The 12948-nt window shown below is 30.0% G+C and carries 11 protein-coding genes, 1 tRNA gene and 1 pseudogene; 2 read left to right on the top strand and 11 right to left on the bottom strand.

The annotated features are described in order from the left end of the window. Nucleotides 1-10: 10 nt before the first annotated feature. From coaE to HZR23_RS15255, 4 genes are all read right to left on the bottom strand, one after another. Nucleotides 11-616 carry a dephospho-CoA kinase gene (gene coaE / locus HZR23_RS15240; protein ID WP_132847338.1) on the bottom strand — a complete coding sequence of 202 codons (606 nt, stop codon included), beginning with the start codon at nucleotides 614-616 and terminating at the stop codon, nucleotides 11-13. Between the two features lie 13 nt (nucleotides 617-629). Further along, nucleotides 630-3320, bottom strand: coding sequence for a DNA polymerase I (gene polA, locus HZR23_RS15245; RefSeq protein WP_132847339.1), 2691 nt, complete (start codon nucleotides 3318-3320; stop codon nucleotides 630-632). Between the two features lie 172 nt (nucleotides 3321-3492). Further along, entirely contained in the window at nucleotides 3493-4749 is a 1257-nt protein-coding gene (locus HZR23_RS15250; protein WP_132847340.1) for a DUF4349 domain-containing protein, read from the bottom strand. A 14-nt stretch (nucleotides 4750-4763) separates the two neighbouring features. Further along, nucleotides 4764-5342 carry an RNA polymerase sigma factor gene (locus HZR23_RS15255; RefSeq protein ID WP_243098149.1) on the bottom strand — a complete coding sequence of 193 codons (579 nt, stop codon included), beginning with the start codon at nucleotides 5340-5342 and terminating at the stop codon, nucleotides 4764-4766. A gap of 144 nt (nucleotides 5343-5486) precedes the next feature. On the opposite strand from HZR23_RS15255, the gene HZR23_RS15260 reads away from it, so the two are divergent. Next, a tRNA-Leu gene (locus HZR23_RS15260) sits at nucleotides 5487-5573 on the top strand. Nucleotides 5574-5618: 45 nt separating this feature from the next. Here the strand turns inward: HZR23_RS15260 and HZR23_RS15265 are convergent. Next, a complete protein-coding gene (locus HZR23_RS15265) occupies nucleotides 5619-6068 on the bottom strand; it encodes a hypothetical protein (protein WP_132847341.1) in 450 nt (149 codons plus the stop codon). A gap of 235 nt (nucleotides 6069-6303) precedes the next feature. Further along, on the bottom strand, nucleotides 6304-7494 hold the full coding sequence (locus HZR23_RS15270; RefSeq protein WP_132847342.1) for a hypothetical protein: 1191 nt from the start codon (nucleotides 7492-7494) through the stop codon (nucleotides 6304-6306). Nucleotides 7495-7899: 405 nt separating this feature from the next. Between HZR23_RS15270 and HZR23_RS15275 the strand changes: the two genes are divergently transcribed. Continuing rightward, on the top strand, nucleotides 7900-8826 hold the full coding sequence (locus HZR23_RS15275; protein ID WP_132847343.1) for a cation diffusion facilitator family transporter: 927 nt from the start codon (nucleotides 7900-7902) through the stop codon (nucleotides 8824-8826). A gap of 71 nt (nucleotides 8827-8897) precedes the next feature. Here HZR23_RS15275 and HZR23_RS15280 read toward each other — a convergent pair whose 3' ends face one another. The 5 genes and pseudogenes from HZR23_RS15280 to HZR23_RS15300 all read right to left on the bottom strand — a co-directional run bounded on the left by HZR23_RS15280 (nucleotide 8898) and on the right by HZR23_RS15300 (nucleotide 12889). Beyond that, entirely contained in the window at nucleotides 8898-9545 is a 648-nt protein-coding gene (locus HZR23_RS15280; RefSeq protein ID WP_132847344.1) for a response regulator, read from the bottom strand. A gap of 12 nt (nucleotides 9546-9557) precedes the next feature. Then, complete coding sequence (locus tag HZR23_RS15285; RefSeq protein ID WP_132847345.1) at nucleotides 9558-10706, bottom strand: sensor histidine kinase; 1149 nt, start codon at nucleotides 10704-10706, stop codon at nucleotides 9558-9560. Between the two features lie 152 nt (nucleotides 10707-10858). Further along, nucleotides 10859-11068 (bottom strand): hypothetical protein, encoded by a 210-nt coding sequence (locus HZR23_RS15290; RefSeq protein WP_213050207.1) that lies wholly within the window; start codon nucleotides 11066-11068, stop codon nucleotides 10859-10861. 4 nt (nucleotides 11069-11072) lie between these two features. Next, a pseudogene (locus HZR23_RS15295) lies at nucleotides 11073-12337 on the bottom strand (IS91 family transposase). A gap of 81 nt (nucleotides 12338-12418) precedes the next feature. Next, a complete protein-coding gene (locus tag HZR23_RS15300) occupies nucleotides 12419-12889 on the bottom strand; it encodes a hypothetical protein (RefSeq protein WP_132849694.1) in 471 nt (156 codons plus the stop codon). Nucleotides 12890-12948: the final 59 nt, after the last annotated feature.

Consider the following 12948-nt stretch of genomic DNA (forward strand, 5'->3'; position numbering starts at 1 on the left):
ACAGATCACCTCAAATCCTACTATCCCTAAGGTCTAGCCAATGCTCTAGTACTTGTTTTTTCAAATCTTCTAATGTTCCTGAATTACATATGATTCTGTTTGCTAATTTTAATTTTTCCTCATTAGATAGTTGTACACTGATGCGCTTATTTGCATCTTCTATTGTAATATTATCTCTATTCATTAATCGAATTCGCTGAATCTCTAAAGGGACATAAACTATCCATAATTCGTCAACTAGCTTGTGTAGATTTAATTCAACCATAAGTGCTGCATCTAAAATTATAACAGAGTTTTTTGAATGGTGCTTATGCCAATTTATTTCATTTTTTATTTGTTCATTTATTTTGGGATGAGTAATAGCATTTAATTTTTCTAAAGCATCCTTATTAGAAAATACTATTTCTCCAAGCTTCTTCCTATTTAGTTCACCATTTGCTTGTAAAACTATAATACCAAATTCATCTACAATCTCTTTTAAAGCAGGTTTCCCTCTTTCTACAATATCCCTAGCAACTTTGTCTGCATCAATTATTATTGCGCCTAATTCATCTAAATAATTTGATACAGTACTTTTTCCGCTTGCTATTCCGCCTGTTAAACCGATTATTTTCATTCTTAATTACTCCTTACTTAGCATCATACCAATTTTGTGCTATAGATAAATCAACCTTTAACTCTACATCTAATTTAACAGCCTCTTCCATAGACTCCTTTAAAATTGCTGAAGCTTTTTCTACTTCCTCAATAGGACTTTCAACAATTAGCTCATCATGTACTTGCAATATAAGTTTAGATTTCAAATTCTGTTCCTTTAGCTTTCTATACACATTAATCATAGCAATTTTAATAATATCAGCTGCGCTACCTTGGATTGGTGAATTCATCGCAACCCTTTCTCCAAAAGACCTAATATTAAAATTTTTCGATTGTACCTCTGGTAAATAACGTCTTCTATTCAATATAGTTACTACATATCCATTGTTTTTTGCCATTTCTATTGAATCATTCATGTATTTTTTAACATATTCATATCTTTCTAAGTAATTGTCTATATATTGTTTAGCTTTTTGTCTTGATATATTTAAATTCTCAGATAAGCCAAAATCACTAATACCATATACAATACCGAAATTCACTGCTTTTGCATCACTTCTCATAGATGAAGTAACATCCTCTATAGGAACATTAAATATTTCTGAGGCTGTTCTTGTATGTATATCTTGATTAAGTCTAAATGCTTCAATTAAATTATTGTCTCCAGATATATGTGCCAAGACCCTTAACTCAATTTGAGAATAGTCCGCATCGATAAGCTGATTATTACCTTCTGCTACAAATACTTTTCTAAGACGTCTTCCCATCTCTAACCTAACTGGAATATTCTGAAGATTTGGTTCTGTACTAGAAATTCGACCTGTAGCTGTTACAGTCTGATTAAAATTCGAATGTACCCTGTTAGTCACTGGATTAATTATATTCAGCAAACCATCAACATATGTTGTTTTTACCTTATTAATTTGTCTATATTCAAGTATCTTTCCTATAATTTCATGCTGATCATATAGTTTTTCTAAAACCTCTACATTAGTTGAGTATCCCGTTTTTGTTTTTTTAATAACAGGAAGTCCTAATTTATTAAACAATATTTCTCCTAACTGTTTCGGTGAATTAATATTAAACTGTTCTCCAGCTAATTTATATATTTCATCCGTAAGCATAAATAAACTTTTATTATATTCCTCCTGAAAATCTAAAAGCATTTGTTTATCAACTTTAATTCCGACTAACTCCATAGAAGCTAGCACTTCAATTAATGGCAATTCTACATTGTAATAGAGTGACTCCATCTCCATATCCTTTAAATTATGTTCTATATAGCTTTGAAGAAGTAATATTGTATTTACTTGTTTACAAAGATATTCCTTAAAATCTTCTGAAGCTAATTCAACGATTTTGGTTTTAGATTTTCCTTTGCCTAATAGTTCCTCTTCATCCATTAGATTTTCTCCAAAGTATTTTGCTGCTAACTCCTTTAACCCATAGCTTGACCTAGATGGGTCTAATAAATATTCTGCAACCATTATATCAAAGGCAACACCACTTAAGTGTATATTATGTTTACTAAAATGTATTATTTCTTTTTTAATATCATGGCTTATTATTTTAATTTCGTCGTTTTCTAATACCTCTTTCAATCCAGCAAAAATATACTCTGACTCTTCATCACTTTTATTTCTTAGATCAATAAAAAATTGTTCTTCAGCAGTTAGACTAATAGCTATAGCTAAAATTTTGTCTTTAATCACATTGTTTTCCTCTGTAATTGACAGTATTGACATCTTCTTGTTTTCTAGTATTTTATTAACTAAAATATCGATATCCTCTCTGTTATCAATTAAGAGACTTAAACTATTTTTTTCTTGTACTAACTCTTCATCTTTTTTTGTAGCGAAGAGACTTACCTTATTTAAAAGGCTCGTGAACTCGTATTCACTAAAAGTTTTAGTGACCCTATGTATATCGCTAGACCCTCTTTTTAATTCGTCTATATTTAGCTCAATTGGGACTTGAGTAACGATTGTTCCTAGTCGTTTACTTAAAACTGCTTGTGCCATATTGTTCTCAATCTTTTCTCTTAATTTTACTCCATCAACTTTATCTATATTATTAATTAAATTTTCTATGGAACCAAACTCTCTAATTAGCTTAAGGGCTGTTTTTTCTCCAACACCCGGCACTCCTGGTATATTGTCTGATTTATCCCCCATAAGTCCCTTAAGATCAATTAATTGATTAGGAATTAATTCGTATTCTTCTTTAATTCTACTTTCATCATAAATCTCAAGTGATGAAATTCCTTTCTTAGTAATTAATACTTTTATTTTGTCACTAGCAAGCTGTAGAGCATCCTTATCGCCTGTTACAATAAGGACCTCCATGCCTAAGCCCTCCGATTCTTTCGCAACTGTTCCTATTAAATCATCAGCTTCAAAGCCATCTAGCTCTAATCTATGTATATTTAAAATATCAAGAACATCCTTTAGGGGCTCCATTTGCTCAGATAGCTCCATAGGCATTTTTTTCCTTCCAGCTTTGTATTGATCATACTCAACGTGTCTGAAGGTAGGTTTCTTTTTATCAAAGGTTACACTTATATATTCTGGTTTGTAATCCTCCAGTACCCTAATTAGCATTGTTAAAAAACCATATATGGCATTTGTGTGCTTCCCCTCCTTTGTAGTTAGAGGAGGAAGTGCATAAAAAGCTCTATTTATTAAACTATTCCCATCTATAATTACTATACGGTCTTTAATCATTAATATTCTCCCTTCAAATATATACTGTATCTATTTTAGCACGACTTGATTAATTAGTAAATTAAGGGTCTAATATAGTATTAGCTAATTACAAAATACTACTTACTATTTGACAAAATAATACCCTTTGAGATTAAGTAGCTACTCAAAGGGTATTATTTAATATTATCAACTACATATTTGAACCATTTTTTCTTTTTTTAATAAAACTCCATAACGGTATTCCAAGCAAAGCTAATACTATTGCGATTGGCAGTATTGAAAATATACCAACAAATATCTTTTCACCAACTACAATTATTTTATTTAATGAATCGATAAAACTATTTTTAGCCTTTGATACAATTCCTGTGCTCATGTGTTGTAGTTGTACTTGGTCTGGTTTTACCTGTCTAATATATAGATTTATAGTTGATAGAGAAACTAAATTATCATAATTACTTAGGTTTGAATCTATCTGATGTATTTGACCTCTTATTCTAGATAACTCGTTTTCTATCCTTAGTATATCTTCTACCTTATCAGCTTTCTTTAATACTTCTCTTAGTCTTTCCTCTTGAATTTTTAAATTAAACTTATCACTTTCCATATCAATATAACTTCTAGTTATATCTTGACCGTTAATTTGTTCATCAGTAACTGTTCCTAAACCTTTTATACTCTCAAAAGTCTCTAGAAACAGTTGACTTGGTATTCGTATCACTATTTGTGCACTCTTTAATGTCTCCTCAGGTTTATTTCTATTTAAGGTATAGTTAAAGATCTCTGAGCTCTGGATAAATCCGTTTTTACTTTCTATATCTTTAATAATGCTATTATATATGTCATCAAAGGTTTCAACCTCTATAGACATTCTACCATTTCGAATAATTTTTCTCTCAATGCTCATTTCTTCAGGAATTAAGCTTGATCTTACCGGCTCCTCACTATCACTTAAAACAGAAAATTCGTTATTACTTAAATCCATATCTTGAGTAGTGTTTGGAGGTAGAGCTCTGTTGTAAGAAGTAATTTTCAAGGACTCTTCCCCATTCGTACCATATCTACCACTGTCCTCAGATGCCAGTTCCATATTAGATTTGTTCTGAGCATTTTTGGGACTACCCAAATTACCTATCATTTGAACTGAAACTACAGCAACCAATAACATAGCCGCAATCCCTAGTAACGGCTTTCTATAAGTCCCTAGTCCCCTGACAATACTTTTTTGTTCTTTTACTAATTTCTTATTTAATTGCTCATTGAAGTTTATAGGTGGGTCTATTAAATCTATTTCATTTAGACTTTCTATCATCATTTTAAAGTTTTGAAAATACATATTGCATTCATCACATTGTAACAAATGATTATGAAATTCTATGTTTTCTTGTTCTTCTAGCATATTATCAATGTATTCAGATATTCTCAGTTTAATATCATTGCATTTCATTACGTTCCCTCCTTTCAACAAGTTGTTGATGCCACGTTTTGACTTAATATATTCTTTAATTGCCCTCGAGCTCGACTTATTCTAGATTTAACGGTACCTTCTGAACAGTTTAATATATTTGCAATTTCATCATATGAGAAACCCTGTATATCCCTTAATATTATTACTGTTCTATGTTCTTTACTTAGTTTATTAATTGAATCGTGTATAACTCTTTTTATTTCTTTTTTCTCAAACAAATGTTCAGGTGTATTTATATTGTCAGGAACTTCTATTTTCATTTTATCTTCTTCCTTTTTGTCTAAGTAAACAACATCTGTCTTTCTATTTTTTCTCATATAGTCTATACTAGCATTAGTTACAATAGAATAAAGCCATGTTGAAAACTTGCTATCTCCTTTAAATTTACCAAGAGACTTGTATACCTTTACAAATGCCTCTTGAGTAACATCGTTTGCATCTTCTAAATTCCCCAACATTCTATAAGCTATATTAAATGCTTTTTTTTGATATGTCTCTATTAGCATTTCAAAGCTTTTTATATCTCCTGCTTGAGATTTTTGAATTAACAAATTCTCATCCAAACTACCCACTCCCTTCACCCACTCATTTATTATGACGTAACATATATTACATTAGTTCCCTTTTTGAAAACAGAACACCATTTATTTTAACATTTATTTTTAAAAATTGACAACTGTATTTATTTGTGATATTATTAATCAGTAACTCAATATGCCGTGGTGGCGGAACTGGCAGACGCAGCAGACTCAAAATCTGCCGATGGCAACATCGTGGGGGTTCGATTCCCTTCCACGGCACCAACAAAAAAATACTTCCATGAAAAGGAAGTATTTTTTTGTTTTTGTTTAATTAATTTTTATTCTTTGGGGAATTATTAACATTAGATAATCAAATTGTTTATTAATTAATTTTTCTAATTGATACTCTACTAGAATTTTATTATAGTTACTACTATAGTTTTTATCAACTGATTCGATTATTTTAATTAGACTTGCCTTAAACATAGATAAATTATCGTCATTTTCAAGGAGTACATCTTTTGGAAAATATTCACTTATGACGCTATTTTTAATTAAAAGAGTAACTATAAATGTTATTACAGGTATTCTGAAATATTTTATTAAATTTAAATCTAATTCATATTTTTTACATATAGAATAAAAGGAATCATCAAATTGCCAAACCACACTATCTAATCTATTATTTAAAGATTTATTTAATAAGTTATATATCTTGGCTATAATTTCAGTCTGTTTTAATATCCTATAATTATCTAGTTCTATAATTTGTGCCATGTTTGAGCCTCCTTGCTTTTATTTTTTGCACTTTTGTCAATAATATGTGGCTCAATTTTGTGGAATACTAGAAGTAGATTTGTAATTATTTCATGTATTTAATATTGAATATATTTTATACTCATATTAACTCACTATCAGTCATTTAAAAATCATCTCAAAAATAAAAAAAGTCCTTTAACATTTACGTAAAGGACTTTTTTTCTAAAAAACTTCAATTTTTTATACTAAATTTCTATTTATATATCTCAATTCTATTATATACATCGCTCCAATTAACTATATAACCATAATTATTTAAATCTCTAATCCATATTAACTCTTCAAAAGCCGAAGAACTAATATCAACTAGTTTAATCACATCTTCCTTAGCAATATAAGCCCTACCTTCTTTAATATAAAGTTTAACTTTACCTTCTTCTACTTTTTCACGACCAAGTTTTGCATAATTTCCTTCTAAATCAACTACCGCTAACAATGACTGTGCATCAGTAACATTTTTAGGTGCAAAATGACCTATTATTAAATTATTTAATTCTTCTGCACCAATAGTCATTACTGATGTTGGTAGTTTAATGTTTAATCCATCTGATCTTTTTGTTTTTGAGGTCATTTTTACTTCTATTTTCATATTTTCAACTAGTGGACTTGTAATAAATAATTCAGCCTCTTCCTTATATGAATCTTTCTCAAATACACTTAATTGATTGTAAAAACTTCCTGCTATAAATGTCCTTGCCATTTCAAGTTGTGGGGCAATCATAATATTATATTGTTCCAAAGCTTCAAGTTTTTGTTCTTCCGTTAACTTCATTTCTTCAGGTAACATTCCAACAGGCATTTTATCCATATTATTAATAATATATTTGATATAAGCATCGAATAAATCTACAATCTTATTTGAATCTAAGGTTAATTTATAGGTATTACCTTCTTTAATCATGCCAAGATCTATTCCTAAATCCATTTCATCAATAAATTTAATCATGTCTTGCAAGAAATTTCCATTAATTTGAATATTATTTTGATCATTTTTTAATAGAATAAACTCTTCTTTTATATCTATCTCGTCTTTTACCCCCAAAGTCTTCAGAAGAGCTACAATAGCATCTCTACTTATGTATACATCTGTGCCGCTAGCGTACATTTTAATAATTGGTAACTCTATTTGTCCGTTAACATCTAAAACATCTATCTCGGTATATGAGATAACATCCTTTAAGTTGCTTTGTGAATGCAATCTTAATTTATACTGTTGGCTAACATTGGGTATAGATATAACTAAATCAATTTCTGAGTGTCCTTCTAAAGCATCCCATTTGTAAATCTCTTTCATGCCTTCCCAGTATGATGCTTCTGCAGTTGTAAAACCAGTTGTTACTAACATAGTGATTAGTAATAGCAAGATGATAGAAATTTTTTTCATTTAATCCTCTCCTTTTTAAATACATTACTGTCAAACTTCTTTGGCAGCCTTTTTATATAGCTTGCTCCTACTGATTATATAATACAATCTACAAGGGCAAGATATATACAAAATAAATAAAGCTGAAAATTGGAAACATTTAACACATTGTTTATTATATCACAATTATTCCCGAAGTAAACCTTAAAGCTCTTTATTTTTAAAAAGTTAGTAAATATTAAGAATCTTAAATCAAATTATTAATTGATTATCAATTAAAAATGCATTATAATAAAAACTATAGTTTTTTACCTAGTGAAAAATGACATTTTATTTTAGATCTCAGTATAACTATTTTGTTTATAATTTGTTAAAAATAATGTTGTGTAAGAAATAGTGCAAATACTAATTAAAAGGAAGGTACATATGAATGATAAATTAAGATATGAATATTCTAGAAAAGCATCAATTTTAAGTATAATAGGAAATATTCTTTTAACTGGTTTTAAAGTAATTATTGGACTTCTATCTGGAAGTATTGCTTTAGTAGCCGATGCCTTTCACTCAGCCTCAGACCTTATTGGCACAATCATTTTACTACAAGGCTTAAAAATTGCTCATATGCCCCCAGACGAGTCCCACCCCTATGGGCATCATAGGGCAGAAACAATTACATCCAAAATATTAGCTATTATTTTAATAATAACTGCTCTAGGTATAGGTTACAGTTCATTTAGAATCATAAGATCACCAAATGTGACCCCACCAGAAACTTTTGCAATTTACATTATTATTTTATCTATAATAGTTAAAGAAGGTATGTATCGATATGCTTATAAAATAGGTAAACTCATTCAAAGTGATGCAGTCATTGCTGATGCATGGCATCATAGATCTGATGCATTTTCATCGATTGGAGCACTAATAGGAGTGGGCGGAGCAATACTAGGTTATCCAATTATGGACCCATTGGCTGGTATTTTTGTATCTATTCTTATTCTTAAAACGGGAATTGAAATATATATTAGTGCAGTTAGAGATTTGATGGATACAGCACCAAGCGATGAGATTATAAACGAATTAAAAGATGCTGCCTATGAAGCCAACGGAGTTGAAGGAGTACAAGATATTAAAGTACGAAAACATGGTTCAAAGTTATTTGTAGATATGAAAATTTGTGTTAATAGTAATATTACAGTCTCTGAAGGCCATGGGGCAGCGGCTAGGGCAAAAGAAAATATTATCAAATCAAACGAATATATTCAGGATGTTCTAATTCATGTAAACCCATGCTATAAGGAACACTCTAAAGACTGTGATACCTGTACTGAAGAGAAGAAAAATGGCCATTAAGTTCATCAAAAATTACAAGGCACAATTCATCCTCCGAGATAACAACGGAGGTTTCTTGTGCCCCAAGTAGTTTATAATAATTTTTTAACATTGTTCCTATATGCATAAATTGCCGCTTGTGTTCTATCATTAACATCGATCTTTTTAAAGATGTTTGATACATGATTTTTAACGGTTTTTTCACTAATAAACAGAGTATTTGCTATTTCCTTATTATTTTGACCCTCTGCAATTAGAGATAGTACTTCGAATTCCCTTCTTGTTAATTCATCAACACCATCATTACCTTTATACTTATTATTAAGTTCTTTTACGATTTCAGTCGTTATATTTGGGTGTATATATGACCCACCCTTATTAACATCCCTTATTGCTTTAATGAGACTTGCACTTTCCGCATCCTTTAGAACATATCCATTAGCACCTAAATTAATTGTTTCAAATAGATATTCTCTGTCTTCATGGAAAGTAAGCATTATAACCTTAATTGTCTTATCCATATCCTTTATTCTTCTTAATGTCTGAATCCCATTCATTTTAGGCATATTAATGTCAAGTAATATTACATTAGGTTTAACTTTACTAATTAACTCAAGGGCCTCTTCTCCATTACTAGCCTGTCCAATAACTAAGATATCTTCCTCTAATTCTATTATTTGCTTTAATCCTTGTCTAACTAAACTATGATCATCTACTAATAATACTCTTATCTTTTCCATTTTTACTCCTCCTTAGTTATCGTGGGGAATATGTACAAAAATCCTTGTACCATTATTTTTCGTACTTTTTATTTCAAAGTTTCCGTTTAATAGCTTTACACGTTCTTCCATGTTCATTAAACCAAAACCACCTTCGATTTTATCTTTAGACTCAACTTCCTCTATATTAAAACCTAGACCATTATCAATAATGCTCATGGTAGTATATTCTTTAGTCATCTCTATCCTAAGCTTTACTAAGCTAGCGTTAGAGTGTTTTCTAACGTTATTAAGTGCTTCTTGTATTACACGAAAAATACAAAGATTTTTAACCTTATCTTCTATCCACTGCTTCGACAGTATAACAAAATCTACTTCTATATCTGTCTCATCTTGAAAATTCTTTATGTATTGTTGAATAGTAGGTACAAAACCTAAATCATCTAATGACATCGGTCTTAGATTATATATTATTTTGCGTATATCCTTAATTGTATCTCTTAAATTTTTCTTAAGTAGGTCTATTTCAATCTTAGTCCTATTTGTGTCAATATCAATCAGTTTTTCACAAACCTCTGCTTTAATTACAACATTTGATAATGACTGGGCAGGACCATCATGTATATCTCTTGCAATTCTCTGTCTTTCATCTTCCTGGGCTTGAATTATTCTTTTTGCTAGAACATGTTTTTGTTGTATGTCTTCTAGAGTGCTGGTTATATCTTGTATATTCCCATCTAAAAACTCAAGTACTATGCCCATTTTAGATGTTAGATTCTCAGCTTTTTGTAAAGTTTGAGCCGCATTCTTAAGTCTAAATTCTGTTTCTGTTCTTTTCTTTATTAATTCTTTCTCTTGCTGTCTTCTTAAAACAAGATTGATTTGGAATTCATTTGCCTTCTCATAAGCTTCTCTTATATCCTCTTCATTGTAATCAATAAAATTCTTACTAACATCAACTAATCTTTTTCTAGACTTTTTTTCTAATACTTCTAGCTTATCTACTTCACTAATAACTGTTTGAATGCTTTTTTGAATTTCAATTAATTCCTTTTTTAAGTCATTATATTCATTTCTCGCACTCTCAGCAATATCAAAAATCTCTCGCTTACTCTCATCTATGGCTGCAGTAACCTTACTCAATATATCATTCATTTTGTGTGTGTTAATCATATGATTCATTTATACCACCTCAATCTATACTACTACAATTCGACATTTTTTCTGATTATCCTCTTTATTATATCAAAGTAATTTGCTATTGTTAATCCTACTAATTATCCATATATATATGTAAAAAATGGAATAAAAAAATCCCCTGACGGGGACTGTGTTTAAAAAGGAATACACTCATCATCTTCTTCTAGGTATGAGTGTTTTTCTTCTTTTTGTTCACCAAAATAATAAAAATCCTCATTACAATTAGGGCATACCATAATCGGCATACCTTTTCTATTTTTATTTTGTTCTTCGTCGTACTCTTCGTCACAGTAGGTATCCAAATCTGCAAACTCATCCACAATATCTGCGGGAGCCCACTCCAAATACTTACACTTCAAACAATGATATTTGTACAACTTTTCTTTGTAATGGCGCTCTACTAATGGGCTCATATAATATTTCCTCCATATCCCTAGATTCTCTTATATCATATATCACCCCATAGTCTTTATGCCATATTCTCCATAAAATTTTTCAGTGGTACATTTTACACATAAAAGTGGATTTCTTCCGAAATTCTCTATAATCCTCTCTTTCCAGGTCTTTTTCTTTTCAAAACTTTTTCTCTTATCCCTAAGCAATTTTTCTATAGACTTTTCCTTCATAAAATTATATAGATGCACTATATCCTTGGATATCTTATTTCTTCTCCTTGAATACAGTCCATATCTTCTTACTGTCTTGAATCCTTTAGGTACTATATGTTGTGTTATTTTTCCTATAAATTCTAACACATCCATAGTTATCTTTACTTTTTTTCCATCGTTATGATCTTCATACCAAAACGTAACCTTTTCTCCATCATATTCCTCTATTCTATATTCTGCTATATTTGCTCTAGCAAGATATCTTCCTATGTACTTTACTGCTTGTCTTGTATCATTCAGTTTTCTCTTTGCATTAACATAAAACCCATTTGGATATCTTTTATACATCTCACTTATTAGCTGCCTGGTTTCATAACTATTAAAATATTTCTTAATTATTTCTAGTAGCACCTTCTGCCATGCTTTCTTCAAAAATGGATATGGTATATATTCAACACTCTTCCACCAATTATTATTTCTATCTATTGCTCCCTCTGTTACTAATGCATGTATATGTGGGTTCCATTTCAAATCTCTTCCAAAGGTGTGCACTACAGCTATTATACCTACTTCATAATCACATTTCCTATTATTTTTATACCAATATGAAATTACGTTGTATACTGCATCCTGCAATTCTTTTAATAATTCTCTCCTTGCATAAAAGAAGTTTCTCAGTTCCTTAGGCATTGTAAATACACTATGTCTATGCCCTACCCTTAACATGTTCTGTTGCTGCTTTTCAGCCCATTTTAGTGTATATACTCTTCCGCATTTATTGCAAAACTTGCTTTTACATGTAAATGGTACTTTCGTTACACTAAAACAATCCTCACATATATATTCGGCATATCCATTTTTAACATCGCTACAATTTATAGCCTTATTTACTAGATCATCTATATGTTCTCTCATAACCTTAGGAACTCTAGACCAGTATGTGTTTTTAAAGTCCTCATATCTATCTACCAATATCTCTTTAACTGTTATCTTTTTTCTATTCATATCTCAATCATACCATATGTTATCCACAGATTTTTAATTTTATAATTTCCTATAGAATAAAAAAACGGCATACGCCGTCAATTAATTCTGAGTTATGTAATTGCTTAACATCCAGTTATTATTAATCTTTTCTAAATATACTGTGTAGCAAACATTCTCTGTATATGTTTGCATAATATCCTGAACAGTCCATCTTAATTCTACATTAGCCTTTATTTTCTCTTTTTGAACAGTAATAATTTCTAAATTTTCTAGTTTTACGTCATCAATTAACTCATATGATGTTGGATTATATCTAATATGGCTATATATTTCTAAATCACTTTCAAGTAATGGCTCTGTTGTATTTTGTTTTAAATCTGACTTCAAGAGCTCCATAGATTCATAACCTCCTAAGACAAAAGAATTCCATATATCTGATCTTGTTTGAAATAAACTTTCAATATGAGACTCAAGTGAATAATGACCAACAGTAACTTCGCTGTAAGTATTGAACGGTATAAAAAATAAAGAAAAAGCAATAGTTATAACTACAACTAATGAAAGACGCATAAATTTACCCCCTAATTATTTATCTATGGCTTGTGATAAGCTTAATTATAAATAATAGA

This window comes from Serpentinicella alkaliphila, assembly GCF_018141405.1.
GTDB lineage: Bacteria > Bacillota > Clostridia > Peptostreptococcales > Natronincolaceae > Serpentinicella > Serpentinicella alkaliphila.

Excerpts from the sequence above, each read along its gene's own strand:
- coaE (WP_132847338.1), bottom strand. The coding sequence starts at position 616 with ATGAAAATAATCGGTTTAACAGGCGGAATAGCAAGCGGAAAAAGTACT.
- polA (WP_132847339.1), bottom strand. The coding sequence starts at position 3,320 with ATGATTAAAGACCGTATAGTAATTATAGATGGGAATAGTTTAATAAAT.
- HZR23_RS15250 (WP_132847340.1), bottom strand. The coding sequence starts at position 4,749 with ATGAAATGCAATGATATTAAACTGAGAATATCTGAATACATTGATAAT.
- HZR23_RS15265 (WP_132847341.1), bottom strand. The coding sequence starts at position 6,068 with ATGGCACAAATTATAGAACTAGATAATTATAGGATATTAAAACAGACT.
- HZR23_RS15270 (WP_132847342.1), bottom strand. The coding sequence starts at position 7,494 with ATGAAAAAAATTTCTATCATCTTGCTATTACTAATCACTATGTTAGTA.
- HZR23_RS15275 (WP_132847343.1), top strand. The coding sequence starts at position 7,900 with ATGAATGATAAATTAAGATATGAATATTCTAGAAAAGCATCAATTTTA.
- HZR23_RS15280 (WP_132847344.1), bottom strand. The coding sequence starts at position 9,545 with ATGGAAAAGATAAGAGTATTATTAGTAGATGATCATAGTTTAGTTAGA.
- HZR23_RS15285 (WP_132847345.1), bottom strand. The coding sequence starts at position 10,706 with ATGAATCATATGATTAACACACACAAAATGAATGATATATTGAGTAAG.
- HZR23_RS15300 (WP_132849694.1), bottom strand. The coding sequence starts at position 12,889 with ATGCGTCTTTCATTAGTTGTAGTTATAACTATTGCTTTTTCTTTATTT.